At 72.6% G+C, this 26,231-nt stretch carries 26 protein-coding genes and 1 pseudogene; 20 read left to right on the forward strand and 7 right to left on the reverse strand.

Translation table 11 applies throughout. From position 1 onward, the window contains the following. Positions 1–257: 257 nt before the first annotated feature. From ACFFXY_RS22640 to ACFFXY_RS22655, 4 genes are all read left to right on the forward strand, one after another. Complete coding sequence (locus ACFFXY_RS22640; protein WP_382356090.1) at positions 258–662, forward strand: hypothetical protein; 405 nt, start codon at positions 258–260, stop codon at positions 660–662. A gap of 131 nt (positions 663–793) precedes the next feature. Continuing rightward, positions 794–1,423 (forward strand): ClpP family protease, encoded by a 630-nt coding sequence (locus ACFFXY_RS22645; RefSeq protein WP_359951715.1) that lies wholly within the window; start codon positions 794–796, stop codon positions 1,421–1,423. Continuing rightward, positions 1,420–2,007, forward strand: a complete 588-nt coding sequence (locus ACFFXY_RS22650) for a ClpP family protease (RefSeq protein ID WP_382356092.1) — start codon at positions 1,420–1,422, stop codon at positions 2,005–2,007. The genes ACFFXY_RS22645 and ACFFXY_RS22650 overlap by 4 nt, the downstream gene beginning before the upstream one ends. Positions 2,008–2,024: 17 nt before the next feature. After that, positions 2,025–2,696, forward strand: coding sequence for a GOLPH3/VPS74 family protein (locus tag ACFFXY_RS22655; RefSeq protein ID WP_382356094.1), 672 nt, complete (start codon positions 2,025–2,027; stop codon positions 2,694–2,696). Positions 2,697–2,758: 62 nt separating this feature from the next. On the opposite strand, the gene ACFFXY_RS22660 is transcribed toward ACFFXY_RS22655, so the two are convergent. After that, on the reverse strand, positions 2,759–3,136 hold the full coding sequence (locus ACFFXY_RS22660; RefSeq protein ID WP_382356096.1) for a helix-turn-helix domain-containing protein: 378 nt from the start codon (positions 3,134–3,136) through the stop codon (positions 2,759–2,761). Positions 3,137–3,308: 172 nt separating this feature from the next. On the opposite strand from ACFFXY_RS22660, the gene ACFFXY_RS22665 reads away from it, so the two are divergent. Genes ACFFXY_RS22665 through ACFFXY_RS22675 form a run of 3 tightly spaced genes read left to right on the forward strand, consistent with a single transcriptional unit; the run spans position 3,309 to position 6,775 of the window. Further along, the gene (locus tag ACFFXY_RS22665; protein ID WP_382356710.1) at positions 3,309–3,518 is read left to right on the forward strand and encodes a heavy-metal-associated domain-containing protein; all 210 of its coding nucleotides are present in this window, start codon (positions 3,309–3,311) and stop codon (positions 3,516–3,518) included. Next, complete coding sequence (locus tag ACFFXY_RS22670) at positions 3,518–4,504, forward strand: DUF8832 domain-containing protein (RefSeq protein ID WP_382356098.1); 987 nt, start codon at positions 3,518–3,520, stop codon at positions 4,502–4,504. Before ACFFXY_RS22665 ends, ACFFXY_RS22670 begins: the two co-directional genes overlap by 1 nt. Before the next feature lie 27 nt (positions 4,505–4,531). After that, positions 4,532–6,775: a heavy metal translocating P-type ATPase gene (locus ACFFXY_RS22675; protein ID WP_382356100.1), complete on the forward strand. Its 2,244-nt coding sequence runs from the start codon at positions 4,532–4,534 to the stop codon at positions 6,773–6,775. Positions 6,776–6,828: 53 nt separating this feature from the next. On the opposite strand, the gene ACFFXY_RS22680 is transcribed toward ACFFXY_RS22675, so the two are convergent. Then, entirely contained in the window at positions 6,829–7,149 is a 321-nt protein-coding gene (locus ACFFXY_RS22680; protein WP_382356102.1) for a DUF3817 domain-containing protein, read from the reverse strand. A gap of 439 nt (positions 7,150–7,588) precedes the next feature. Between ACFFXY_RS22680 and ACFFXY_RS22685 the strand changes: the two genes are divergently transcribed. The 12 genes from ACFFXY_RS22685 (at position 7,589) to ACFFXY_RS22740 (ending at position 20,340) form a co-directional block, all read left to right on the forward strand. After that, positions 7,589–8,602 (forward strand): LacI family DNA-binding transcriptional regulator, encoded by a 1,014-nt coding sequence (locus ACFFXY_RS22685; protein WP_382356104.1) that lies wholly within the window; start codon positions 7,589–7,591, stop codon positions 8,600–8,602. Continuing rightward, positions 8,599–9,513 carry a carbohydrate ABC transporter permease gene (locus tag ACFFXY_RS22690; RefSeq protein ID WP_382356106.1) on the forward strand — a complete coding sequence of 305 codons (915 nt, stop codon included), beginning with the start codon at positions 8,599–8,601 and terminating at the stop codon, positions 9,511–9,513. The genes ACFFXY_RS22685 and ACFFXY_RS22690 overlap by 4 nt, the downstream gene beginning before the upstream one ends. Next, positions 9,510–10,352, forward strand: coding sequence for a carbohydrate ABC transporter permease (locus tag ACFFXY_RS22695; RefSeq protein ID WP_382356108.1), 843 nt, complete (start codon positions 9,510–9,512; stop codon positions 10,350–10,352). The genes ACFFXY_RS22690 and ACFFXY_RS22695 overlap by 4 nt, the downstream gene beginning before the upstream one ends. 32 nt (positions 10,353–10,384) lie before the next feature. Beyond that, on the forward strand, positions 10,385–11,665 hold the full coding sequence (locus tag ACFFXY_RS22700) for an ABC transporter substrate-binding protein (protein WP_382356110.1): 1,281 nt from the start codon (positions 10,385–10,387) through the stop codon (positions 11,663–11,665). A gap of 75 nt (positions 11,666–11,740) precedes the next feature. Then, positions 11,741–12,904: an ADP-ribosylglycohydrolase family protein gene (locus ACFFXY_RS22705; protein ID WP_382356112.1), complete on the forward strand. Its 1,164-nt coding sequence runs from the start codon at positions 11,741–11,743 to the stop codon at positions 12,902–12,904. Continuing rightward, positions 12,901–14,247, forward strand: a complete 1,347-nt coding sequence (locus ACFFXY_RS22710) for an ADP-ribosylglycohydrolase family protein (RefSeq protein WP_382356114.1) — start codon at positions 12,901–12,903, stop codon at positions 14,245–14,247. Before ACFFXY_RS22705 ends, ACFFXY_RS22710 begins: the two co-directional genes overlap by 4 nt. Next, entirely contained in the window at positions 14,244–15,149 is a 906-nt protein-coding gene (locus ACFFXY_RS22715) for a ribokinase (RefSeq protein ID WP_382356116.1), read from the forward strand. The genes ACFFXY_RS22710 and ACFFXY_RS22715 overlap by 4 nt, the downstream gene beginning before the upstream one ends. Beyond that, complete coding sequence (locus ACFFXY_RS22720) at positions 15,136–17,148, forward strand: SUMF1/EgtB/PvdO family nonheme iron enzyme (RefSeq protein ID WP_382356118.1); 2,013 nt, start codon at positions 15,136–15,138, stop codon at positions 17,146–17,148. The genes ACFFXY_RS22715 and ACFFXY_RS22720 overlap by 14 nt, the downstream gene beginning before the upstream one ends. Next, complete coding sequence (locus ACFFXY_RS22725) at positions 17,145–18,332, forward strand: CaiB/BaiF CoA transferase family protein (RefSeq protein WP_382356120.1); 1,188 nt, start codon at positions 17,145–17,147, stop codon at positions 18,330–18,332. The genes ACFFXY_RS22720 and ACFFXY_RS22725 overlap by 4 nt, the downstream gene beginning before the upstream one ends. Beyond that, the gene (locus ACFFXY_RS22730; RefSeq protein ID WP_382356122.1) at positions 18,329–19,111 is read left to right on the forward strand and encodes an HpcH/HpaI aldolase/citrate lyase family protein; all 783 of its coding nucleotides are present in this window, start codon (positions 18,329–18,331) and stop codon (positions 19,109–19,111) included. Before ACFFXY_RS22725 ends, ACFFXY_RS22730 begins: the two co-directional genes overlap by 4 nt. Before the next feature lie 16 nt (positions 19,112–19,127). After that, positions 19,128–19,646 (forward strand): GNAT family N-acetyltransferase, encoded by a 519-nt coding sequence (locus ACFFXY_RS22735; protein ID WP_382356124.1) that lies wholly within the window; start codon positions 19,128–19,130, stop codon positions 19,644–19,646. Positions 19,647–19,701: 55 nt separating this feature from the next. Next, a complete protein-coding gene (locus ACFFXY_RS22740) occupies positions 19,702–20,340 on the forward strand; it encodes a maleylpyruvate isomerase family mycothiol-dependent enzyme (protein ID WP_382356126.1) in 639 nt (212 codons plus the stop codon). Between the two features lie 54 nt (positions 20,341–20,394). On the opposite strand, the pseudogene katG reads toward ACFFXY_RS22740, so the two are convergent. The 3 genes and pseudogenes from katG to ACFFXY_RS22755 all read right to left on the reverse strand — a co-directional run bounded on the left by katG (position 20,395) and on the right by ACFFXY_RS22755 (position 24,367). After that, positions 20,395–22,553, reverse strand: a pseudogene (gene katG / locus ACFFXY_RS22745) (catalase/peroxidase HPI). Between the two features lie 197 nt (positions 22,554–22,750). Beyond that, on the reverse strand, positions 22,751–23,134 hold the full coding sequence (locus tag ACFFXY_RS22750) for a VOC family protein (protein ID WP_382356128.1): 384 nt from the start codon (positions 23,132–23,134) through the stop codon (positions 22,751–22,753). A 9-nt stretch (positions 23,135–23,143) separates the two neighbouring features. Further along, complete coding sequence (locus ACFFXY_RS22755; RefSeq protein WP_382356130.1) at positions 23,144–24,367, reverse strand: MFS transporter; 1,224 nt, start codon at positions 24,365–24,367, stop codon at positions 23,144–23,146. Between the two features lie 157 nt (positions 24,368–24,524). Between ACFFXY_RS22755 and ACFFXY_RS22760 the strand changes: the two genes are divergently transcribed. Continuing rightward, positions 24,525–24,941, forward strand: coding sequence for a MerR family transcriptional regulator (locus ACFFXY_RS22760; protein ID WP_382356132.1), 417 nt, complete (start codon positions 24,525–24,527; stop codon positions 24,939–24,941). On the opposite strand, the gene ACFFXY_RS22765 is transcribed toward ACFFXY_RS22760, so the two are convergent. Both ACFFXY_RS22765 and ACFFXY_RS22770 read right to left on the reverse strand, forming a co-directional pair. Next, on the reverse strand, positions 24,923–25,408 hold the full coding sequence (locus ACFFXY_RS22765; RefSeq protein ID WP_382356134.1) for a hypothetical protein: 486 nt from the start codon (positions 25,406–25,408) through the stop codon (positions 24,923–24,925). The two genes, ACFFXY_RS22760 and ACFFXY_RS22765, sit on opposite strands and share 19 nt — an antisense overlap. 101 nt (positions 25,409–25,509) lie before the next feature. Next, positions 25,510–26,220 carry a methyltransferase domain-containing protein gene (locus tag ACFFXY_RS22770; RefSeq protein WP_382356136.1) on the reverse strand — a complete coding sequence of 237 codons (711 nt, stop codon included), beginning with the start codon at positions 26,218–26,220 and terminating at the stop codon, positions 25,510–25,512. Between the last annotated feature and the right edge of the window lie 11 nt (positions 26,221–26,231).

Below are 26,231 nucleotides of genomic sequence, written 5' to 3' on the forward strand. Positions count from 1 at the left end.
GACGAGGCTCGGCGGCCGGACTCATCGGGAGGGCGGGCCGGCCGTTCGCTGGTGGACGTTCGACCGGCCCGCTTGCAAGAAGAACGCACCGGGATGTCTTCCATGACGGACAACGGGTGAAAAATCCTGATCGGCTGACAGGCGGTCCGCCGAGGGCCCGGGCGGTGTCAGGCTCGCGTCAGCGGTCCGTCAGGGCGGCCCCCGATAGTTGCTCCATCAACGGGAAACGCCCGGTGAGAGCAACAAGGAGCACGAACATGAGCGTCAACCTGACCGCCCAGGACAAGACCGTCATCCGCACCGCCGCCTACGGTGCCGTCACCCTCCTCTCGTACGCCGGGATCGCCGGATCGGCCCACCGGGTCGCCACCGACGGGGCCCTCGCGTTCGCCTCCGCCACCGGCGAGGTCGGGCATGTGCTCGCCTCCAAGAAGGGCGACTTCAAGCTCAAGGCCAAGTCGGCGGCGTCCCTCGCCGACCAGGTGCTGCCCGCGCTGGCCGAGTCGGTGGGCATCCTCAAGGCGCAGGACCCGGCGGAGGCGGAGAACTTCCGCACCGTCGTGGGCGTCGCGGTCGAGGCCGCCAACCGCGCCCACAAGGGCGCGCCGAGCCCCGTCATGGCCGAGATGACCCGCAAGATCCTCGCCGCCGTCAACGCCTAGCCGCACCCCCGAACCGAACCGCCGCGCCGCGGGAGCCTCTCGGGCTCCCGCGGCGGTCGCGCTGCTCAGAGCGGATCTGCTCAGGGCGGATCTCGTTGCGGGGGAGGAGCCCGAGTGGGAATGGTTGGGGCATGAGCGAAGACAACAGGCCGCAGCAGTTCTCCGAGCGGGTCAGGCGCGAGCTGTACCAGCAGCGCGTGCTCGTGCTCGACGGGGTGCTCGACGACGACAACGGGACGCTGCTGGCGACGCAGATGCTGTCGCTGGCCATCGACGACCCGAACAGCGATATATCGCTGTGGATACATTCGCCTGGAGGGTCGGTCCCGGCGATGCTCGCCATCCGCGACACGATGCGGCTCGTGCCGTGCGACGTCGCGACGCTGGCCCTCGGGATCGCGTGCAGCGCAGGGCAGTTCCTGCTCTCGGCCGGGACGCGGGGCAAGCGGAAGGTGCTGCCGCACGCGCGCATCCTCATGCACCAGGGGTCGGCTGGGATCGGCGGCGGGGCCGTCGACATCGAGTTGCAGGCCAACGACCTGCGCTACACCAGGGACACCGTCCTCAAGCTCATCGCCGAGGACACCGGGCAGACGGTCGAGCGGATCTTCGAGGACTCGCTGCGCGACCGCTGGTACACCGCCGACGAGGCCCGCGAGTACGGGTTCGTGGACGGGACCGTCACCTCGTTCGAGGAGATCACGCCGAAAGAGCGACCGGGCATCGGGCTGCGCGTCGCGGCCGAGAGGGGCACGAAGTGAGCAGCTACATGATTCCGAACGTGATCGTCGACCAGGGCCGCGGCGAGCGCGTCATGGACGTCTACTCGCACCTGCTGTCGGGCCGGATCATCTACCTGGGCACCGGGATCGACGCGGGCGTCGCGAACGCGCTGGTGGCGCAGCTCCTGCACCTGGAGGAGGCGAACCCCGACAAGGACGTCAACCTCTACATCAACTGCGAGGGCGGCGACCCGAGTGCGATGCTCGCCGTCTACGACACGCTCCGCTACATCCGCCCGAAGGTCGCCACGCTGTGCGTGGGCCAGGCCGTGGGCGTCGGCGCGGTCCTCCTCGCGGCCGGCACCGAGGGGATGCGCTCGGCGCTGCCGCACGCGCGCATCGTCCTCGACCAGCCCGGCGGCCAGGGCCGCGGCCCGATCCCGGACCTCATCATCCAGGCCGACGAGCTGGTGCGGGTGCGCGACAGCATGGAGCAGATCCTCGCGCGCCACACCGGGCAGACCGCCGAGCAGCTGCGCATCGACACCGACCGGGACCGCGTCTTCACGCCCGAGGCCGCCAAGGCCTACGGTCTGGTCGACAACATCCTGGAGGCGCAGTGACCGCATAGACTCGCCCGATGCTGATTGTCGAAGACCTGCTGCTGCTCCTGCTCGACGACGAGAAGGGCCACATCGCCGGGGAGGGGACGCTGTACTACCCGCTCGGCGGGGCGGTCCTCATGGACCTGGCGCTCGCGGGGAGCGTGCGCTTCGAGGAGGGGAGCGGCGCGTTCTCGGTCGCGAAGGTCCACGCGGTCGCGGGCGCGGCGCCCGAGGACGACCTGCTCGCCGACGCGTACGCGGTCGCGGCCCCCAAGCCGCGCACCGTGAACGAGCTGCTGATCCTCATCGGGACGAAGCTGCGCACGCGCGTTGCCGACCGGCTGGTGGACAAGGGCCTGGTGCGGCGCGACACGAAGAAGGTGCTCGGACTGTTCCGCTCGACCACGTGGCCCGCCGCCGACGCCGCCCACGAGGAGGAGCTGCGCGGTCGCGTCAAGGCCGTGCTCGTCGGCGGCGAGGAGCCCGACGCCCGGACCGGGGCCGTCATCGCGCTCCTGTCGGCGAGCGGGAGCCTGCACCAGGTGCTCCACTACGACGAGCTCAAGTGGACCGAGCTCGACAAGCGCGCCAGGGCCGTGGTCGAGGGCCGGTGGGCCGCGGAGGCGGTGCGGAACGCGATCACCGCCACGAACGCGGCGGTCGCGTCGGCCGCGACCGCCGCCGCGGTCACCATCGCGACCCAGTAGCGGGCCGCAGGAGCGGGGCCCGGACGGCTCCGGGCCGCCGAGTCTCCGACCCGAAACGGGCCCTATGCCGCCAGCGCGTAGGCCGCCCGGCAGACCGGGCCGGACGGGGCGCCCGCGCGGTCGACGGTGGACCTGTCGAGGAGGATGCGCTCGGCGACTTGGAGGACCAGGTCGCCGAGGGTGGTCTCCAGGGCCCCGGCGACGGCGGCGATCATCTCGCTCGACGGTTCTTTCACGCCGCGTTCGATCTCGGAGAGGTACTGCGGGGAGATGCCCGCGCGGTCGGCGGTCTCGCTCAGGGTCTCGCCGCGGTCGCGGCGGGCGGATCGGAGCTGTTCGCCGAGGGCGTCGCGCCACAGGGGCTCGCTGGGAGCCGGGCTCGGCGGCGTCGGTCGGTGGTGTTCCGGCGCGGTGACCGGGTTCGGGGAAGTCTCAGCCATGGTTAACCGTATTCCGGCGCGGGCGGGGTTTTCCACCGGTTCCGCTGAAGGCGCAATCTGAGGATTCCTTGAGAAATCTGGGACCCCGCTGTTGACTTGATACCCCCAGGGGGTATAAATTGAGATCAAGGAGATACCCTCCAGGGGTATGATCGAGCGAGAGGAAGCCGCCATGAGCGTCATCGAGTACCAGGTCACCGGAATGACCTGCGGCCACTGCGAGATGTCGGTGCGCGAAGAGGTCGGCAAGATCGGCCCCGTCGGCACGATCGACGTCAGCGCCGCCACCGGCAAGCTCGTCCTCACCACCGACGCCGCCGTGGACGACGCCGCGGTCATCGCCGCCGTCGACGAGGCCGGGTACAAGGCGGTGCGGATCTGATGAAGACCCCCGTCCGACTCGGCGCCTTCGGGCTCGGACTCGCCGCGCTGTTCGGGGGCGCGTACGCGGTCGCCGCGAACGTCGTCCCCGACAGCGCCGTCGACCAGCGCCTCGAAGACACCGACACCGAGCACGACATGGACATGGAGACGGAGACCGGCATGGAAGACCACGGCGGCCACGAGGCCGACCCGGTCCGGGGCCTCTCGATCGAGCAGGACGGCTACGTCCTCAGCGAGGTCGCCGCACCCGCGGCCACCGGCGACGAAGGCGTGCTCGCCTTCGGCATCACCGCCCCCGGCGGCGAGCCGCTCAAGCAGTACACCGAGTCCCACGAGAAGGAGCTCCACCTCATCGTCGTCCGCGCCGACGGCGCCGAGTTCCGGCACGTCCACCCCGAGTTCGACGGCGAGACCTGGTCCCTGCCCTGGTCCTGGGAGCAGCCCGGCACCTACCGCGTCTTCGCCGACTTCGTCCCCGGCGACGCCGCCGAGGACATCGACGTGACGCTCTCGCGGACCGTGGAGGTCGCGGGCGACTACGAGCCCCGCGCCGAGAACCCGGTCACCCGCACTGCCAGCGTCGACGGCTTCGACGTCACTCTCACCGGCGACCTCGCCGCGGGCACGACCACCGAACTCACCGTCGAGGTCACCCGGGACGGCGCGCCCGTCACCGCCCTGGAGCCCTACCTCGGCGCCTGGGGCCACCTCGTCGCCCTCCGCGAAGGCGACCTCGGCTACCTGCACGTCCACCCCGAAGGCGACGAGCCCGAACCCGGCACCACCTCAGGGCCCGAGATCGTGTTCGCCACCGCCGCCCCCACCGAGGGCCGGTACCTCCTCTACCTGGACTTCCAGGTCGACGGCCAGGTCCACACCGCGCCCTTCGTCCTCGACACCGACGGCACCGAGCCTGCTGGGGACGCCACCGGCGAGGAACCGCACGGCCACGACGCCGACGAGCCCTCGCACGACGACAATTAGACGCACGAGCAGAGGAAGGACGAGACCATGGCATCGGCCCCCGCCGCCGCGAACCGCATCGAACTCGAAATCGGCGGCATGACCTGCGCCTCCTGCGCCATGCGGATCGAGAAGAAGCTCAACAAGCTCGACGGCGTCACCGCCAGCGTCAACTACGCGACCGAGAAGGCCCAGATCGAGGCCCCCGCGGGCACCGACCCGGCCGAGCTCATCGCCGTGGTCGAGAAGACCGGCTACACCGCGGCCGTCCCCAAGGCCCCCGAGCCCGAGGCCGACGACGCGGACCGGCCCGACCCCGAGCTCACCTCGCTGCGAGGCCGCCTCATCGCCTCGATCGTCCTGTCGGTCCCGGTCATCGCCATGTCGATGGCCCCGGTCCTCCAGTTCGAGTACTGGCAGTGGCTCTCGCTCGCGCTGGCGTGGCCGGTGATCCTGTGGGGCGCGTGGCCCTTCCACAAGGCCGCATGGACGAACCTTCGCCATGGCGCGGCCACCATGGACACGCTCGTGTCGGTGGGCACCCTCGCGGCGTTCGCGTGGTCGGTCTACGCGCTGTTCTGGGGGACGGCCGGGACGCCGGGCATGAAGCACCCGTTCGAGTTCACCGTGGAGCCCAGCGACGGCGCCTCGAACCTGTACCTCGAAGTGGCCGCGGGCGTCACGATGTTCATCCTCGCCGGCCGCTACTTCGAGAAGCGCTCCAAGCGCAAGGCCGGGGCGGCGCTGCGGGCGCTGCTGGAGATGGGCGCCAAGGACGTCGCGGTGCTCCGCGGCGGGACCGAGGCCCGCATCCCGATCGCGCAGCTCGCCGTCGGGGACGAGTTCGTGGTGCGGCCGGGGGAGAAGATCGCCGCCGACGGCGTGATCGTCTCCGGCACCTCCGCGATCGACGCGTCGATGCTCACCGGCGAGTCGGTGCCCGTGGAGGTCGCCGAGGGCGACCCGGTCACCGGCGCGACCGTCAACGCCGGGGGCCGCCTGGTCGTCAAGGCCACGCGGGTCGGCTCGGACACGCAGCTCGCGCAGATGGCGCGCCTCGTCGAAGAGGCCCAGTCCGGGAAGGCCGAGGTCCAGCGCCTCGCCGACCAGGTCTCGGGGATCTTCGTGCCCGTGGTCATCGCGATCGCGATCGGCACGCTCGGGTTCTGGCTCGGCGCCGGGTTCCCCGCGGCCTCGGCGTTCACCGCCGCCGTCGCGGTCCTCATCATCGCCTGCCCGTGCGCCCTCGGCCTCGCCACGCCGACCGCGCTGCTGGTCGGCACCGGCCGCGGCGCCCAGATGGGCGTGCTCATCAAGGGCCCGGAGATCCTGGAGTCCACGCGCAAGGTGGACACGATCGTCCTCGACAAGACCGGCACCGTCACCACCGGGAAGATGACCCTGGTCGACGCACTCGCCGCGGAGGGGACCGACCGGACCGAGCTGCTGCGGCTCGCCGGCGCGATCGAGCACGCCTCGGAGCACCCGGTGGCGCAGGCGATCGCGAAGGGCGCGGCCGCGGAGGTCGAGCTCCCGGCGGTCGAGGACTTCCAGAACGTCGAGGGCAAGGGCGTGCAGGGCGTCGTGGACGGGCACTACGTCGTGGTCGGCCGCGAGAGCCTCCTGGCGGACTGGAAGCTCGAACTGGACCCGGCGCTGGCCGAGGCGAAGGCCGAGGCCGAGCGCGGCGGCAAGACCGCTGTGGCCGTGGCCTGGGACGGCGAGGCCCGCGGGGTCCTGGTCGTGGCCGACACGGTCAAGCCGACCAGCGTCGAGGCCGTCGCCCAGTTCAAGGCCCTCGGGCTGACGCCGGTCCTGCTGACCGGCGACAACCGGGCCGTGGCCGAGCGCATCGGCGCGGAGGTGGGGATCGAGGAGGTCATCGCCGAGGTCCTGCCCGCGGACAAGGTCGCTGCCGTCGCGAGGCTCCAGGCCGAGGGCAAAGTGGTGGCGATGGTCGGCGACGGCGTCAACGACGCCGCGGCGCTCGCCAAGGCCGACCTGGGCCTGGCGATGGGCACCGGCACCGACGTCGCGATCGAGGCCGCCGACTTGACGCTGGTCCGCGGCGACCTGCGCGGCGCGGCGGACGCCATCCGCCTGTCGCGGCGCACGCTCGGCACCATCAAGGGCAACCTGTTCTGGGCGTTCGCCTACAACGTCGCGGCGATCCCGCTCGCGGCCCTGGGCCTGCTCAACCCGATGCTCGCCGGTGCGGCCATGGCCTTCTCCAGCGTGTTCGTGGTCGGCAACAGCCTGCGGCTGCGCTCGTTCAAGAGCCGCGCGCTCTGACAAGACGACGAACCGCCCCGGCGCTCTGCGCCGGGGCGGTTCGCGTGTCGCGTTCAGGCGGGCTGCGCGGCGGCGCGCTCGGCGGCGAGGAACTCCTCGCGTTTGCGGTGGTGGAACCAGAACGGCGCCAGCGGGACCACGGAGCAGACGAGCGCGAGGAGCGTGGTGCCGAAGCCCCAGCCGAGACGGCGGCGGATGACGAGGGTCGAGCCGGCGAGGAGCACGAAGAGCGCGCCGTGGAGCGAGCCCAGCGGCATGACCAGGTCGATCTCTGAGACCCGGCTCAGGCCCGAGCCGAAGACGAGGAGGAGCACGAAGGACCAGCCTTCGGCGAGGGTGAGCATCCGGTAGAGGAAGACGGGGTTCTTGGCCATGGCCGGGACTCCTTCGGTCGGTTTCCGCGCCGAACCTAACACCGGCCGCCCGGAGGGCGGCGGGGCGGAGCTGCGGGTGTAGGCCGCGCCTCGGCGCGGGTCCGGGGCGGGTCCGGCGCGGGGCCTGCGGCGAGGTCCGGAGGCGGCGTTGGGAGTGGAGTCCGGGCGGCGGGGCCCGGCGGCGAGGGCCGCCGCGGCGCCTGCGGCGCCCGCCGCGCGGCGGGCGTAGGGCACGCCCCGTCCCACCCACATCCACCACCACCAACCGAAAAAGACAAACGTCTCACCGGGGTCCGACATCGGGGCCCTCTTGGAGGGCCGATCGGGGGTGGGAGCGGTGCCGGTGTGACTGGTGTTGCGTTCTCGGGAGACTCTGATATCGTTCCTGGAAACGTTCTTAAGAACGTTCCCAAACCCCTCCTGCCAGCAAGGATCGAGGATGGCTGAGACGAAGAAGTCCAACCTCCAGCTCGTGGCCGCCAAGGCCGGCGTGTCCGTGTCCTCCGTGTCGCGGGTCCTCAACGGCGGCTCCGCCTCGGAGGAGCTCGCCAGGAAGGTCCGCGAGGCCGCCGACGAACTCGGCTACGTCCCCCACGCCAGCGCCCGCACCATGCGGACCGGCCGCACCGACCAGATCACCCTCGCCGTCGCCGACGTCGGCAACCCCGTCTACGTGCAGATGATGCGCACCGTCACCGGGATCGTCGCCAAGGCCGGGTACCGGCTCGTGGTCTCCTCCACCGGCGCCGACCCGCAGTCGCAGATCGACCTGGTCACCAGCCTCAACCGCGGGTATGCCGACGGGCTGCTCATGAGCCCGCTGCGCATCACCGAGGACCTCGTGGAGGCCATGCGGTCCAGCCGCCTCCCGATCGTCGTCATCGGCACCCTCCCCGCCGACGTCGCGCTCGACAACGTGCGCGCCGACTCCGCCACGGGCATCGGCCTCGCCGTGGAGCACCTGGTCGCCCAGGGCCGCCGCCGGATCGCGCTCGTCAACGGCCCCGTGGACACGGTGCCCGGCTCGGCGCGCCTCGCCGGGTACCTCTCGGCGATCGAGCGGTTCGGGCTCGCGACCTCCGCGGAGCTCCAGGTCACCGCCTCGGCGTTCACGTACAAGGCCGGGCGCAAAGCCACCGCCGCGCTCCTGGGGCAGGCCAGCCCCGACGCGATCATCGGCGCCAACGACCTGCTCGGCGTCGCCGCGCTCAAGGAGCTCGCCGCGGCCGGGCGGCGCGTCCCCGGGGACGTCGCGGTCGTCGGCATGGACGACACCGACGCCGCCGAACTCGCCACCCCGTCGCTGACCTCGGTGGACCTGGGCTCGGCGAAGCGCGCCAAGGCCGCCGCGAAGCTCCTCATCCGCCGCATCGCCGACCCCGGCGCCCCCGTCAGCCGCATCGTCATCCCGCCGGCCCTGTCCGTCCGCGAATCCACCGGAGGCCAGGCATGACCGTCCTCGCCGCACCCGCACCGCCCCTGAAGCGGCGCCGCTCGACCGAGGGCCGCGACGCGTGGCTGCTGGTCCTGCCCGCGCTGCTGCCGGTGATGCTGTTCAGCGTCTATCCGCTCGTGTACGGCGTGCTCCTGGGCTTCACCGACGCGAAGGCCGGGCTGAACGCCGAGACGCACTTCAACGGCCTCGACAACTACGCCGCGCTCATGGGCAACGAGCTGTTCTGGAACTCGTTCAAGATCGGCCTCGTCTGGGCGTTCTCGGTGACGATCCTCCAGTTCCTCGCCTCCCTGGGCCTGGCGCTGCTGCTCAACCTGAACCTGCGGCTGCGCTGGCTGGCGCGGACGCTCGCGCTCATCCCGTGGGCGATGCCGCCGGTGATCATCGCGATCATGTGGCAGCTCATGCTCAACCCGAACTACGGGCCTGTCAACCGGACCCTCGACGCGGTGGGCCTGCCGGCCTCGATCAACTGGCTCGGCGAGTCGGCGATCGCGCTCCCGGTGGTCATCGTCGTGGGCGTGTGGGCGGGGATGCCGCAGACGACGATCACGCTCCTGGCCGGGCTCCAGTCGGTGCCCGCGGAGCTGAACGAGGCCGCCGCGATCGACGGCGCCTCCACATGGCGCCGGTTCTGGCACGTGACGCTCCCGGCGCTGCGCCCGATCGTCACGGCGATCACCACGCTCGACCTGATCTGGAACTTCAACTCGTTCGCGCTGGTGTTCGTGCTGACCGCGGGCGGCCCCGGCGGGACCACGATGCTGCCGAGCCTGTTCGCGTACAACGAGGCGTTCCGGTACGGCAACTTCGGCTACGCCGCCGCGATGGGCAACGTCATGGTCATCCTGATCGGCGCCTTCCTGATCCTGTACCTGCGCGCCCAGATGCGGAGCCGGAACTCATGACGAAGTCGATGCGCAACCCCCTCGCCCGCCCGCTCCAGTACGTCGCGCTCCTGGCGTACATGTGCTTCCTGGCGTTCCCGCTGGTCTTCCTGCTGACGACCGCGTTCAAGACCGACCGCGAGATCCGCTCGCCCGACCCGAGCTTCCTGCCGCAGTCGCTGAGCTTCGACAACTTCACGACCGCGATCGAGCGCGCGGACCTGTTCCGCGCGGCCGGGAACAGCCTCCTGACCGCGGTCACCACCACCGTGATCGTCACGGCAGTGGCGCTCCCGGCGGCCTACGCGCTGGTGCGGTTCCGCACGAGGCTGCGGGCCGTCGCCACCGGGTGGATCCTGCTGTCGCAGGTGTTCCCGTTCATCCTCATCATCATCCCGCTGTTCCTGCTGCTCAAGGACATCGGATTGGTGAACACGCTGCTGGGCCTGGTCCTGGTGTACGCGGTGTGGGCGCTGCCGTTCGCACTGTGGATGCTCCAGGGCTACGTCTCGGCGATCCCCGTCGAACTCGAAGAGGCCAGCGCCGTCGACGGCGCGGGGCGGTTCAAGACCCTCGTCAAGATCGTGCTGCCGCTCCTGGCCCCGGGCCTGGTCGCGACCAGCCTGTTCACGTTCATCAACTCCTGGAACGAGTTCTTCTTCGCGCTCGTGCTCATCCAGGACCCTGACATGCAGACCCTGCCGCTCGCCCTCGCCCGCTTCGTGGGCGCCGAGGGGCAGGTCCAACTCGGGCCGCTGGCCGCGGCCGCGCTCATCGCGTGCCTGCCCAGCCTCGTGTTCTTCATGCTCATTCAGAAACGGCTCACCGCCGGACTCCTCAGCGGCGCGGTCAAAGGCTGACCGGGCCGACCACTATGGAAAGAGAGAACGAAATGCGAACTCGCACCAGCGCCAGCGTCGCCGCGGTTGCCGGGCTGCTCGCCCTGCCCCTCGCGCTGACCGGATGCTCGGCCTTCGGCGTCGGGGACGACGGCGACGACGGCGGGAAGGTCACCCTGACCTTCCAGTCCCTCGCCTACCAGGACACCACGATCGCTGCCACGCAGGGAATCGTCGACGCCTGGAACGAGGCCAACCCCGACGTCCAGGTCGAACTCGTCCAGGGCTCGTGGGATAACGTCCACGACCAGCTCGTGACCCAGTTCCAGGGCGGCACCGCCCCGGACATCATCCACGACGAGTCCGCCGACATCATGGGCTTCGCCGAGCAGGGCTACCTCGCCGACCTGAGCCCCTACCTCTCGGACGACACCAAGTCCGCGGTCTCGGACGACATCTGGGGCACCGTCACCGCCTCCGACGGCGCCGTCGTCGCGGCCCCGACCCTGCTCCAGTCGTACGTGGTCTTCGCGAACACCGACGCGTTCGCCGACGCGGGCCTGGAACTCCCGACCGGCACGGAGCTGACCTGGGACGACTTCCAGGCCCTCGCCGGCCAGGTCGCCGGGGACGGCTTCGGCCTCGGGTGGGGCCTCCAGCAGCCCACCGCCGCGGTCATGAACCTCTCCCTCGGATTCGACGGGACCTTCTTCGACGGCGACGCCATCGACGTCGGCGCCGAAGAGCTCGCCGTGCCCGAGCGCATCCACGCCATGGCCTACGACGACGGCTCGCTCGACCCGGTCTCGCTGACCCAGTCCGGCTCCGACGTGCTGCCGGGCTTCTTCGACGGCAAGTACCCGATGTACGTCGCGGGCAACTACATCGCCCAGCAGATCACCGAGTCCGCGCCCGAGGGCTTCAACTGGGCGGTCCTGCCCCCGCTCGCCGGCACCGCCGGGGCCGCCCAGGCCGCGAACCCGCAGACCATGTCCGTGGCCGCCGAGTCCGAGCACGTCGAGGAGTCGGCCGCGTTCATCGACTTCTTCATGCAGGCCGACCACCAGGCCGCGCTCGCGCAGGGCGACTGGCTCATCCCCTCCTCCACGGACGCCCGCGACCTCGTCGCCGAGCAGACCGCGGGCGAGAACGGCTGGGACGCGATCCTCGCCTCCGGCGAGGGCCTGTCGGCCGCGCCGTTCCAGTCGGCTGTGAACTACCCGCAGTGGAAGGACCAGTACGCGACCCCGGCCCTCCAGCAGTACCTGGCCGACGAGATCACCGCCGAGCAGCTCCAGACGCAGCTGACCGACGGCTGGAACAGCCTCGGATAGCCACCGCCCGAACCACCCCGCGCCGCCGGGGCCGCGAGGCCCCGGCGGGCACCCGAACCGAACTGAGGAGACACGATGACCCTGCCGCCGAACACCGACGTACTCGTGGACAAGGCGACCGGCGCGCTCGCGGGCGCCGCGGTGGGCGACGCGCTCGGCGGCGCCGCCGAAGGGAACACGCCCGAGGCGATCCAGCAGCGGTACGGCGGCTTCATCGAGGGGATCGTGCCGCCCTTCAACGCGGACTGGCGCAACGCCCGCCCCATCGCCCCCTACCACAAGGGCGACGGGCACATCACCGACGACACGCTCATGACCTGCGCACTCGTCGACGTGTACGGCACCGTCCGGGACCACCTCACCGCCCACGACGTCGCGGCGCACCTCGTGCCGCTGCTCATGGGGGAGAAGCGGTGGATCCCCGAGTTCGAGTCCGAGGCGCTGCTGCTGCACCGGATCTTCCTCGCCGAGAAGTGGCTCGTGGCCCGCCTCCACTACGGGCACATCGACCCGCGCGAAGCCGGGGTCGGCAACATCGTCAACTGCGGCGCGACCATGTACGCCGCCCCGATCGGCATCGTCAACGCGGGCAGCCCCGAGGCCGCCTACGCTGAGGCCATCGACGTCGCCGGAGCCCACCAGTCCTCCTACGGCCGCGAGGCCGCAGGGGTCTACGCCGCCGCCGTCGCCGAGGCCATGCGCCCCGGCGCGAGCGTCGAGTCCGTCGTCGCCACCGCCCTGCGCCTCGCCAAGGACGGCACCCGCGCCGCCATCGCCGCCGTCACCGACGCCGCCCGCACCGTCGCCGACTGGCGGACCGGCCTCGCCGACCTGCGCCGCGCCGTCGAGCCGTTCGACACCGTCGGCCCGAACTACCGCGCCCCCGCCATGGACGCGCGCATCCCCAGCCGCACCAAGGCCATCGAAGAACTCCCGATCGCCCTCGGCATGCTCGTGGCCGCCCGCGGCGACTACCGCGACGCCGTCCTCGGGTCCGTCAACTACGGCCGCGACTCCGACTCCATCGCCGTCATGGCCGGATCGATCGCCGGGGCCCTCGGCGGCCTCGCCGCCGTCCCCGCCGCCTGGGTCGAGGACGTCTCCGCGGCCAGCCGCATCGACGTCACCGCCACCGGCCCCGCCATGGCCGCCGTCGCCCGCGACGTGTGGGCCCGCGACGCCGAGCGCGCCGCAAAGGTCGCCGACGCGCGCACCGCCTACGCCGGAGCCGCCGCATGATCCGACTCTCCTGGACCCAGCCCGAGGACCTCGTCCCGCACGCGCTCGAAGCGGCCCGCCTCGACGGCCGCGACGCCGCCGCGATCCGCGACCGCTGGACCGCCGCGGGCGGCTCCACGACCGCGCCCGTCTCCGGCGCGACCCCCGAGCCCGCCCCCGAACCCCTGCGCGCCCTCGCCCGCGAGCTCCTCGACGACCTCGACCGGCTCCCCGACCCCGCTGCGCTGCAAGCGAACGAACCCGACGACCTCGGCCCCGTCCTCGCCCTCGCCGCGCCCCCCGAACTCCCCGAACCCGGGAACCTCCAGGACCGCGTCCTCGGCGCGTGGCTCGGCCGCGCCGCCGGATGCCTCCTGGGCAAACCCGTCGAGAAGATCCCCCTCGACGGCATCCGCGCCATCGCCAAGTCCACCGGCAACTGGCCCCTCCACGGCTACTTCACCGAACAGGGCCTCGACCCCGACATCGCCGCGCGCCACCCGTGGAACCGGCGCTCGCGCCCCACCAGCCTCGCCGAGAACATCGACGGGATGCCCGAGGACGACGACCTCAACTTCCCGCTCATCGCCCTCCACCTCCTGGAGCGCCACGGGCCCGGCTTCACCACCGACCACGTCGCCCAGGCCTGGCTCGACCTCCTCCCCGGCGGCCGCGTCTTCACCGCCGAGCGCATCGCCTACCGCAACCTCCTCGACGGCGTCGAACCCGACCGGGCCGCCGCCGTCCGCAACCCCTTCCGCGACTGGATCGGCGCGCAGATCCGCACCGACCTGTACGGCTGGACCCGACCCGGCCTGCCCGTCGAGGCCGCGACGCTCGCCTGGACCGACGCGCGCCTCTCCCACGGCCGCAACGGCCTCTACGGCGCCATGTTCGCCGCCGCAGCCTCCTCGGCCGCCGTCACCGGCGCCTCCGTGGACACCGTCCTCGCCGCAGGGCTCTCGGTCGTCCCGGCCCGCAGCCGCTACGCCGCCGCCGTCGCCCGCGGCATCGCACTCGCCGCGGGCGACCTGCCCGACGAGGCCGCGATCGACGCCCTCCACGCCGAGTACGGCCACCTCCACTGGGTCCACGTCCTCAACAACGCCGCGCTGCTCGCGTTCGCGCTGGCCCGCGGCGCGGGGGACTTCCACCGCACGATCACCCTCGCCGTCTCCGGCGGCTGGGACACCGACTCCGTCGGCGCCACCGCCGGGGCGATCACCGGCGCCATCACGGGCGCGAAGGCCCTGCCCGCCGAGTGGACCGCGCCCCTCGACGACCGGTACACGACCTCGGTGCCCGGCTTCGCCGGCGCCACGTTCACGGCCCTCGCGGCCCGCACCCTGGAGGCCTCCGCATGACCGTCCTCGTCCTCGGCTCCGCGAACCTCGACCTCGTCTACGAGGTCGAGCGCATCCCCGCGCCCGGTGAGACCGTCCTGTCGCTCGGCTTCGGGTCGTTCGCGGGCGGCAAGGGCAACAACCAGGCCGTCGCCGCCGCCCGCGCGGGCGCCGACACCCGGTTCATCGCCGCGCTCGGCGCCGACGCCTCGGGCGACCGGCTCGCCGCCGAGGCCCGCGACGCCGGGATCACCCTCCTCGACCGCCGCGTGGACGCCCCCACCGGGACCGCCGCGATCTTCGTGGACCGGCGCGGCGAGAACTCCATCGTCGTCGAGTCCGGCGCGAACGCGCTGCTCACCGACCTCACCGCCGCCGAACACGCGGCCATCGCCGACGCCGACGTGCTCGTCCTGCAACTGGAGACGCCCGTCCCGACCGTGGCCGCCGCGGTCGCCGCCGCGAAGGCCGCCGGGACCCGCGTGGTCCTCAACGCCGCGCCCTCGGGCGACGTGCCCCCCGACGTGCTCTCCGCCGTGGACGTGCTCGTCGTCAACGAGCACGAGGCCGCTGACCTGGCCGGGCCCGGCGACGCCGTCGCGGCCCTGACCGCCCGCGGCTGCGCCGTCATCGTCACCCTCGGCGCCGAAGGCGCCCTCGTCGGCGTCCCCGGCCAGGACCCCGTCCGGGTCCCCAGCTACAAGGTCAACGCCGTCGACACCACCGGCGCCGGAGACACGTTCGTCGGCGCGTTCGCCGCCGCCCTGGACGACGCCGCCGGCGGCGCCGCCACCGGCCTCGAAGCGCTCGTGGCCGCCACCGGCTTCGCCACCGCCGCCGCCGCGCTCGCTGTGCAGCGCAAGGGCGCCGTCCCGTCCATTCCGACCCTGGAGGAGGTGCGGGAGTTCCGTGACGCACGCTGATCCCGACGAGGCCGCCACCAACACCTTCGACCCGCTGGTGCCCCGCCCCATCGACCGGCCCACCGTCCTGCCCGAAGGCGGGAAGATCGACCCCGGGACCGGGGACGTCGCGAAGATCTTCGCCGCCCCCGAGGACCCCGCCGACTGGCCCGCCTGGCGCGCCGACCTCGCCGCCTGGCGCGACGAGGCCCGCGCCCGGCTCGCCTACGACGGCAACGCCTACGAGGACCCCCGCACGGCGTGGGCGTCCCGCGCGTTCGCCGTCGCCCAGGTGTGGCTGTGGGACGAGCGCCTCTTCGACCACGCCGAGCAGCGGTTCACCGTCGACCGGTTCCTGGAGTCCATCGCAGGCCAAGGCGGCCTCGACGGCCTCGTCCTGTGGCACGCCTACCCCGTCATCGGCATCGACGACCGCAACCAGTTCGACTTCTACCGCGACGTGCCCGGCCTCGCCGGGCTCGTGCGCGAGTTCCACGACCGCGGCCTGCGCGTGTTCGTCGACTACAACCCCTGGGACACCGGCACCCGCCGCACCGGCCGCGACGACGCCGACGAACTCGCCGCCCTCTGCGCCGAGATCGGCGCCGACGGCGTCTTCCTCGACACCCTCAAGGAAGGCGACGCGAACCTCACCCGCGCCCTCACCGCCACCGACCCGCCGCAGGTCCTCGAAGGCGAGTCCCGCGTCCCCAACCAGCGCATCGAGGACCACCTCCTGTCCTGGGCCCAGTGGTTCGCCGACTCCGAGGCCCCCGGAGTGCAGCGCGCCCACTGGTACGAGCGCCGCCACATGATGCACTCCATCCGCCGCTGGAACCGCGACCACTCCGGCGAACTCCAGTCTGCGTGGATGAACGGCACCGGCGTCCTCGTGTGGGACGCGGTCTTCGGCGTCTGGGTCGGGTGGAACCGCCGCGACGAGGCCACCCTGCGGCGCATGCTCCGCGTGCAGCGCGCCCTCGCCGACGTGCTCGCCGACGGCGAATGGGCGCCCCTCGACGGCGCGACCCCCGAAGCGGTCGCCGCCGGGGTCTACGCCTCCCGCTGGACGCTCGGCGACCTCACCCTGTGGACCCTGGTGAACCGCCGCGACATCGACTGGATCGGCGCCCCGCTCGCCGCCCCCGCCGCGGGCCGCCGCCTCGACCTCACCGCCGGGACCGAGGTCACCGGCGCCGTCAAGGTCCCCGGCCGCGGCATCACCGGCATCCTCGACCTCGCCCCCGGCGCCGCCGCTCCCGAATGGCTCGACGCGCTCCTCGCCGAGGCCGCCGCCGACCCCGGCTCCTCCGACGCCCGCTTCCCCGCCCGCGACGCCGTCCGCGTGCGCCCGAAGCGGTCCGCACTCCAGATCCCGCCCAACACCGCCGTGCGGCCCGCCCCCGGCACCAGACGGCTCCCGGTGACCTTCCGCCGCCGCGAGACCGGCTTCTACCAGGGCGCGCCCTACGTCGAGGAGTGGAAGCCCCTGCCCCCGCGCCTCCACGACGACCGCGAAGAGACCGTGACCGCCGAGACCGGCCCGGTCGCCGTGGCCGCCAACGAGGTCACCGTCCGCCAGTACCGCCAGTTCCTCGAACGCTCCGGATACGAGCCGCAGATCCGCGACCGGTTCCTGTGCGGCACCGAAGACGCCGCGGACGCCGCGCCCGTCACCGGCGTGTCCCTCGACGACGCCCGCGCCTACGCCGCCTGGGCCGGGGCCCGCCTCCCCGACGAGTTCGAATGGCAGCTCGCCGCCGCCGAACCCGGCTTCGCGCGCCGCGAACCGGCCGTGTGGAACTGGACCGAGAGCGAGCACGCCGACGGCGTCACCCGCTTCGCGATGCTCAAAGGCGGCAGCGATCACCGCTCCGAAGGCTCCGACTGGTACACCGACGGCGGCGTCCAGGACCCCTCGTTCAGCCTCAAATTCCTCCTCCCCGGCCTCGGCCTCGAACGCTCCAGCAGCATCGGCTTCCGCATCGCCTGGGACCTGACCCGAGAGGAGCGCGCATGACCGCGCCGCTGGAGGGCCTGCGCGTCCTCGACGTCTCGACCCTGTTCGCCGGGCCCATCGCCGCGACCTTCCTCGGCGACTTCGGCGCCGACGTGATCAAAGTGGAGCACCCGACGAAACCGGACGCCTCCCGCGGCCACGGGCCCTCCAAGGACGGCGTCAACCTGTGGTGGAAGACCCTGGGCCGCAACAAGCGCACCGTCACCGTCAACCTCGGCGACCCCGAGGGCGCCGACCTGCTGCTGCGCCTCGCCGCCGACGCCGACGTCCTCATCGAGAACTTCCGGCCCGGCACCCTCGAACGCTGGGGCCTCTCGCCCGAGCGCCTCCACGAGGCCAACCCGCGGCTCGTCGTCGCCCGCGTCACCGCGTTCGGCCAGACCGGCCCCTACTCGCACCGCCCCGGCTTCGGGAGCCTCGCCGAGGCCATGAGCGGCTTCGCGGCCCTCACCGGCCAGCCCGACGGGCCCCCGACGCTCCCGCCGTTCGGCCTCGCCGACGGCATCGCCGCGCTCGCGACCGCCTACGCCGTCATGGTCGCGCTCCGCTCCGCCGACCGCGACGGCCGCGGCCAGGTCGTCGACCTCGCCATCATCGAGCCGATCCTCATGCTCCTCGGCGGCCAGATCACCGCCTACGACCAGCTCGGCACCCTCCAGGCCCGCAGCGGGAACCGCTCGGTCAACAACGCGCCCCGCAACGTCTACAAGACCGGCGACGGCGAATGGGTCGCCGTCTCCACCTCCTCCCAGTCCATCGCCGAACGCGTCCTGCGCCTGGTCGGGCGCGGCGATCTCGTCGCCGAACCCTGGTTCGCCTCCGGCCACACCCGCGCCGAGCACGCCGACGAACTCGACGACGCCGTCGGGGCCTGGATCAAGGCGCGCCCCACCGCCGAGGTGGTCGCCGCGTTCGAGGACGCCCAGGCCGCCGTCGCCCCCGTCTACGACGTGCGCGGCGTCCTCGCCGACCCCCAGTACCGGGCGATCGGCACCGTCCAGACCGTCCAGGACGAGGAGCTCGGCCCCCTCAAGATGCAGAACGTGCTGTTCCGCCTCTCCGAGACCCCCGGCGCGATCCGCTTCCCCGGCCGCCGCCACGGCCAGGACACCGACGAGGTCCTCGCCGAGGTCGGCGTGACCCGCGAGCAACTCGAACGACTGCGGGAGAAGGGGATCGTATGAACCCGGTCAGCGCGCTCTACGTCCCGGGCGACCGCCCGGACCGCTTCGACAAGGCCGCCGCCTCCGGCGCCGACACCGTCATCCTCGACCTGGAGGACGCCGTCGCCGACACCGCGAAGGCCGCCGCCCTCGACCACGTCACCGCCTGGCTCGCCGCCTACGACGGCACGGTCGACGTGCAAGTCCGCGTCAACGTCGGCGCCGACCACGAGATCCGCGCCGTCCGCGCCACCGGAGCGCCCGCGGGCCTGCGCATCCCCAAAGTCGAGACGCCCGAAGACCTCGGCGTCATCGCCCACCTCGCGCAGGGCCTGCCGCTGACCGCGCTCATCGAGTCCGCGCGCGGCCTCCAGAACGCCGCCGCCATCGCCGCCCACCCCGCCGTCGCCGCCCTCGCCCTCGGCGAGGCCGACCTGCGCTCCGACCTCGGCGCCACCGCCGAAGCCGTCCTCGACCACGCCCGCATCCTCGTCCTCGTCGCCGCCCGCGCCGCCGGACTGCCCGCCCCGATGCTCTCGGTCTACCCGCGCATCCAGGACCTCGACGGCCTCCGCGCCGACACCGAGCGCGGCAGGGCCCTCGGCCTGCGCGGCCGCACCGCCGTCCACCCCAAGCAGCTCCCGGTCATCCGCGAGGTCTTCGCGCCCACCGCAGCAGAGACCGCCTGGGCCGAAGCCGTCGTCGCCGCCCTCGCGGACGGGGGCGTGGCGACCCTCCCCGGCGGCGAGATGGTCGACCCCGCGATGCTGGGCCGGGCCCGGAGCATCCTCGGCCGGTAGCGGGCATACTCGTGCGGTGACACTCATCCGACGCGAAGCCGACGGCGACCAGATCGCCGTCCACGCCCTCCAGGACGCCGCCTTCAAGACCGCCGCCCACGCCTCCGGCCACGAGGCCGACCTCGTCGACGCCCTCCGCGGCACCGACGCGTGGGACCCGCGCTTCTCCCTCGTCGCCGAGACCGACGGCGAGGTGACCGGCCACGTCGTCTCCACCTACGGCACCCTCGCCGGGACCCGCGTCCTCGGCCTCGGCCCCATCGGCGTCGACCCCGCCCGCCACGGGAAGGGCATCGGCTCGGCCCTCATGCACGCCGCCATCGGCGCCGCCGACGCCGCCGGCGAACCCGCGATCATCCTCCTGGGCGACCCGAAGTTCTACGGCCGCTTCGGCTTCGTTCCCGCCTCCGCCCACGGCGTCGACCCCGGACCCCACGAATGGGGCGACTACTTCCAGATCCGCACCCTCGCCGCCTGGAACGACGACCTGCACGGCTCCTTCGCCTACGCCCCGCCCTTCGACCAGTTCGGCTGACACCGATGAATCCCCGCCCCCGGCCGCGTCAGAGAGGAAGGAGAGAGGAGACCAGGTGACCGACCTGCCCAAGACCGCGCTCTGGAACGCGATCTTCGCCGAACGCGACGCCCTCGCGGCCGACCTCGCCGGATTCGAGGACTGGACCGCGCCCTCGCTGTGCGAGGGCCTCACCGTGCGCGAGGTGCTCGCCCACCTCACCGCCGGCGCCAGCCTCACCTTCAGCACATGGATGGCCGGGGTCTTCAAATGCCGCTTCGACTTCGACAAGCAGGTCGACATGCAGCTGCGCCGCCACATGGGCGCCTCGGGCGCCGAGACCCTCGACCGGTTCGCGCGGACCGCCACCAGCACGAAGCACCCGGTCCCCGTCCCCGCCGTGCTCGGCGAGATCGTCGTCCATGGCGAGGACATCCGCCGCCCCCTCGGCATCCGCCGCGACCACCCGGTCCCGGTGCTGACCGCGCTGGCCGTGTACTTCCAGCGCTCGAACATGACCGTGCCCTCGGGCAAGCGCGCCGCGGGGCTGCGGCTCGACGCCGCGGACGGTCCGTTCGCGGCCGGGGACGGCCCGCTCGTCACCGGCCCGACCCTCGCCCTCGTCATGGCGATGGCCGGGCGCACCGCCTACCTCGACGAGCTGAGCGGCGAGGGCGCCCCGGAGCTTCGCGAACGGTGCGCCGACCTCAAGTGAGGCGACGCGAAAGCCGCCGGACCCTCGGGGTCCGGCGGCTTTACGCGTTGCGTCTTACCGCAGGTCGAACCGGTCGAGGTTCATGACCTTGACCCACGCGTTCGCGAAGTCCTGCGCGAACTTCTCGGCGGCGTCGTCGCTGCCGTACACCTCGGCGAGGGCCCGCAGCTCGGAGTTGGAGCCGAACAGCAGGTCCACGCGGGTGCCCGTCCACTTCACGGCGCCGGTGGCGTCGTCGTGGGCCTCGTAGACGCCGTCGTCGGCGGTCTTCCAGGTCACGCCCGGAGCCAGGAGGTTCCGGAAGAAGTCGTTGGTGAGCTGCCCGGGGCGGTCGGTGAGCACGCCGTGCTTCGCGTCCTCGAAGTTCGCGCCCAGGACGCGCAGGCCGCCGACGAGGACGGTCATCTCCGGGGCGGTCAGCGTCAGCAGGTTCGCCTTGTCCACGAGGAGGAACTCCGCGGGGATGCGGTGGCCCTTCCCGAGGTAGTTGCGGAAGCCGTCGGCCGTGGGCTCCAGCGGCGCGAACGAGTCGGCGTCGGTCTGCTCCTCGCTCGCGTCCACGCGGCCGGGCGCGAACGGCGCCTCGACGTCGAACCCGGCGTCCTTGGCGGCCTTCTTGACCGCGGCGGTGCCGCCGAGGACGATGAGGTCGGCCAGCGAGACCGGCTTGCCGAACGCGGCCTTGACCGCTTCGAGCTTCGCGAGGACGATTCCGAGCTTGTCGGGCTCGTTCACGGTCCAGCCGCGCTGCGGCTGGAGGCGGATGCGGGCGCCGTTGGCGCCGCCGCGCTTGTCGCTGCCGCGGAACGAGGAGGCCGCGGCCCACGCGGTGGTCACGAGCTGCTGCACCGACAGGCCCGAGTCGAGGATCTTCGCTTCGAGGTCGGCGACGTCGGCCGCCGACAGCGGCTCGCCCTCGGCCTGCGGCAGCGGGTCCTGCCAGATGAGGTCCTCGGAGGGCACCTCGGCGCCCAGGTAGCGGACCTTCGGGCCCATGTCGCGGTGCGTCAGCTTGAACCAGGCGCGGGCGAACGCGTCGGCGAACGCCTCCTGGTCCTCGGCGAAGCGGCGCGAGATCGGCTCGTAGACCGGGTCGAAGCGCAGCGACAGGTCGGTGGTGAGCATGGTCGGCTGGTGCGACTTGGACGGGTCGTGCGCGTCGGGGACGGTCCCGGCGCCCGCGCCGTCCTTCGGGCGCCACTGGTGCGCGCCCGCGGGGGACTTGAACAGCTCCCACTCGTAGCCGAACAGGATCTTGAAGAAGCTGTTGTCCCACAGGGTCGGCGTGTCGGTCCAGATGCCCTCCAGGCCGGAGGTGATCGCGTCGCCGCCCTTGCCGGTGCCGTAGGCGTTCTTCCAGCCCAGGCCCAGCTCCTCGACCGGGGCGCCCTCGGGCTCGGGGCCGACGTTCTCGGCCGGGCCCGCGCCGTGGGTCTTGCCGAAGGTGTGGCCGCCCGCGATGAGCGCGACGGTCTCCTCGTCGTTCATCGCCATGCGCGCGAAGGTCTCGCGGGGTTGACGTAGATCAGGCCCATCTGGACGGCGGCGAGCGGGTTCTCCAGCTCGCGGTCGCCGCTGTAGCGGGCGTCGCCCAGCCAGGTGGTCTCGGGGCCCCAGTAGACGTCCTCGTCCGGCTCCCAGACGTCCTCGCGGCCGCCCGCGAAGCCGAAGGTGCGGAAGCCCATGTTCTCCAGCGCCACGTTCCCGGTGAGGATCATCAGGTCGGCCCAGGACAGCTTCTGGCCGTACTTCTGCTTGACCGGCCACAGGAGGCGGCGGGCCTTGTCGAGGTTGCCGTTGTCGGGCCAGGAGTTGAGCGGCGCGAACCGCTGCTGCCCGGCGCCCGCGCCGCCGCGGCCGTCGCTGATGCGGTACGTGCCCGCGGAGTGCCAGGCCATGCGGATCATGAGCGGGCCGTAGTTCCCGAAGTCGGCCGGCCACCAGTCCTGGGAGGTCGTCAGGACCTGCTCGATGTCGGCCTTGACCGCGTCGAGGTCGAGCGAGAGGAACGCCTTGCCGTAGTCGAAGTCCGCGCCCAGCGGGTTGGCCTCGGCCGGGTTCTTGGCGAGCAGCTTCAGGTTGAGCCGGTCGGGCCACCAGCCGCGGTTGCCGCCGCCCTGCGCGGGGATCGGCGCGCGGCCGTGCGCGACCGGGCACTTCGACTCGGCGCCGGCCTCCGGGTCGTGGATGATGGCTTCGTGGTCGTCGGACATGGCTTTCCCTCCAGTGTCGCCGGGGAGCCCCGCACCCCTGCCGGAGCGGCCCCTACAAGGTCTAAACAACAAACTACTCGTAGTTTAGACAGAGTCTAAATGAGGGTCGTCCGGCGGCCTCCCCGCCGGAACGGACCCGTGCACCGGGCCCATTCTAGGGACGACTCGGACGATCAGGAGCGAATCGGTCGCCCGGGTCACTCGGACCAGTCGTACCCGGGGTTGCGGCACAGGCAGAACGGGTGGCCGACCGGGTCGGTGTACACCTGCCACCCGTAGCCCTCGTCGTTGACGAAGTCCTTCAGGTGGACCGCGCCGAGCGCCTCGATCCGCTCGCGCTCGGGCGCGAACTCGTCCACCTCGAAGTCCAGGTGGAACTGCTTGGGGTGCTCGTCGCCGGGCCAGCTCGGCGGCGTGTAGTCGTCCACCTTGTAGCACGCCAGCTCGATGTCGCCGAACACGACGCTCGCCCACTCCTCGCGGCTGGTCGCGGCGACCTCGCGCCCGGTCACGGCGGCGTAGAACGCGGCGAGGGCCATCGGGTCGGGGCAGTCGATGATGAAGTCGGTGAGTCGCAGCATCAGGTGATCCTAGGCGTCTTCGGCGAGGTGCTTGGGCTTGCGGGCGGCGGGGGAGCAGACGGCGGCGACCGCGACGAGGACGAGGACCACCAGGAAGGCGTTGCGCAGGCCGACCTCCTCGCCGAGGAGGCCGATGAGCGGCGGGCCGACGAGGAAGGCCATGTACCCGATGGTGGCGACGGCGGCGACGTTGGCGGTGGCCCTGCGGGGGTCGTCGGCGGCGGCCGACATGCCCACGGGGAAGCCGAGGGACGCGCCCACGCCCCACAGGACCGCGCCCGCGATGGCGATCGGGGCGGTGGGGCCGATGATGACGAGCAGGAGCCCGGCGAGCGCCAGGAGCGCCGAACCGGCCAGGACCGGGACGCGCCCGAACCGGTCGAGGGCCGCGCCGCCGAAGAGCCGCCCGGCGGTCATCGCGGTGACGAACACGGCGAAGACCGCCGCGCCGCCGGGGTTGGTCAGGCCGTAGCCGTCGACCATCGCCAGGCCGAGCCAGTCGTTCGCGGTGCCCTCGGTGAACGCCATGCCGAGGATGATGAAGCCGATGAGGATGATCCGCGGGTCCGTCCACGCCGACAGGCGGGTCCGCCAGCCCGCGGGCTCGCCCTCGGTCTCGTGCGGCTCCTCGGCGGGCTGGAGGTAGCGGACCACCCAGAGGTCCACGGCGATGACGGCCGCGCCGACGACCCCGAGGTGGGCGGCGACGGGCACGCCGAGCTGCTCGGTGAGCGCGCCGACCCCGGCGCCGAGCATGGTGCCGACGCTGAACCCCGCGTGGAACATCGGCATCAGCGTCTTGCCGATGCGCCGCTCGTTGGCGGCCCCGGCGACGTTCATCGCCACGTCGAGCACCGAGTTGCCCGCGCCCGCGACCATCAATGCCACGAACAGCAGCCAGAAGCCGGGGACGTACCCGGCGATGAGACCGGCGGCGATGAGGCCGACCGCGGCGGCCGCGAGGAACCAGCGGATCGCCTTGTTCACGCCGATGTGGGTGATGACGTGGCTGGAGGCGACGAGCCCGAGGATCGCGCCGCCGGACATGCCGAGGATGAGGAAGCCCATCTCCTGCGTGGACGCGCCGAGGATGTCGCGGATGTTCGGCACCCGAGCCGCCCAGTTCGCGAACACGAAGCCCGAGAGGGCGAAGATCGTGAACACGGCGTTGCGCCAGTGGGCCAGCACCGGGTCGGTGCGTCCTCGGCGCTCGCGCAGGGTGGAGTCGGTCACGGCGGTCCAATCCGGTCGTGGGCACAGGGGGGTGCCCGCGGCGGAGCACCGCACCAGCTTGCATCCGATCGGCCCGATCGACAAACCATTTCGACAGGTGAGGGCCGGTGGATCGCTCAACCCCGGCGGAACCCGAGGTCACGCTAGGCTTGCCCGCATGGACGAAGGGCTCTCGATCGGGGAGGTCGCCGAGGCGACCGGCCTGAGCGTGCACGCGCTCCGCTACTTCGAGCGCGAGGGCCTGTTCCTGCGCGACATCCCGCGCTCGGGCGGCGGCCGCCGGGTCTTCTCAGCGGCCGACGTGGAGTGGCTGGTGCTCCTCAACCGGCTGCGCGACTCCGGGATGCCGATCGCGGGCATCCGCGAGTTCGCGGCGCTCGTCGGGGCCGGGCCCGGCAACGAGGCGGAGCGGCTCAAGCTCCTCAAGCAGCACGAGGCCGACGTGCGGGCGAAGATCGCCGAGCTGGAAGCCTGCCTCGACGTGGTGCACCACAAGGTCGTCGCCTACGAGCGGCACGTCGAGGAGGGCACCGCGCGGGGCCTGTGGTCCCCGGGTCAGGGTGCGGCCCGGTAGGGCATCGCGCCGTCGAGGCGCCAGTGGTCCCGGTCGGCGCCCTCGCCCGCCGAGAGCAGGCGCACCCCGTCCTCCTTCCACCACAGCCACCCGGCGATCCCGGTGACCGGCAGGCCGGCCAGGAACGCGATGAGCACGGCCTTCCCCAGCGGCTCGGCCAGCGGCAGGTAGACCAGGGACCCGAACACCACCGCTGCGGCCGTGAGCGCGAGACCGGCCAGCGCGATCGTCAAGCGCCGCTTGCGGACCCGCGTCGTCTCCGCGGCGCTGCGGACGCGCAGGAGCAGCTCCCGGCCGCAGGTGCCGCAGCGGATCTCGGCGATCTCTTCCCCTGACGCGGGCCGCCGGTAGGGGACCAGGGTGGTCGCGAAGCGCTTGGTCTCGCGCGAGTAGACGATCACGGTGAAGAAACTGGTGTCGACCAGGTGCCCGACGGTGATCCCCGACTGTTCCCGCAGCTCGCGCATGGCGTGCTCCTCCCGTTGGCCGCCACTGTAGTCCGGGCCCGCCCGGACCGGTCCCGTGCGCCCCGCATCCGCCTCCGGGACGGGAGCGGCCTCGCCATGTGCTAGCGGTCGGCGGGCCCTTTGACGCCCCACGCCTGGAACAGGACCGCGGTCGTCGCCACCGGCACCATCCGCACGGTCTCGCGTCGCCGCGCGAGCCACCGGGCCGCGTCCCCCAGGTGCGGCGCGATCCCGCGCAGCGTCAGCTCGACCCCGTGCCTGGCGCACTCGCGCACCAGTTCCCGGCGGTCCACCAGCAGCGCCGGGTCGTGGACGCCGCGCACCGCGATCCGCGGAATCCGCTCCGCCACACCGATCGCCAGGAACCGGCACAGCGCCGTCGCCGCGAGCGTGTCGATCACGAGCAGCCCGCCGGGCTTGAGCAGTCGGCACGCCTCCGCGACCACCGCCGCCAGGTCCGGGACGTGCTCCAGGATCTCCCCGGCCACCACCACGTCGGCGCACCCGTCCGGCAGCGGCACCGCCGCCGCGTCCCCGCGCACCGCCAGCACTCCGCGTTCCCGTGCGAGCGCGAGCGACTCACGCGAGAGGTCCACGCCCACATGGGCATACCCGTCCACGTGCGGCGCCAGCAGCCCCGCCCCGCAGCCCAGGTCCACCAGGACCGCGCCCGGCCGCCCCGCCGGGACCAGCGCCCCGCGGGCCGCCGCCAGCCAGTGCAGCACCGCGAACACGCCCCGCGGCCGCCACCACTCCCCGGCCAGGTCGTCGTAGAGCGCCGGGTCGTTCGCGGTTCGGGTCTGGCGTGCCATACCGCCAGGGT

The organism is Glycomyces mayteni, assembly GCF_042428885.1.
Classification (GTDB): Bacteria; Actinomycetota; Actinomycetes; order Mycobacteriales; family Micromonosporaceae; genus Glycomyces; species Glycomyces mayteni.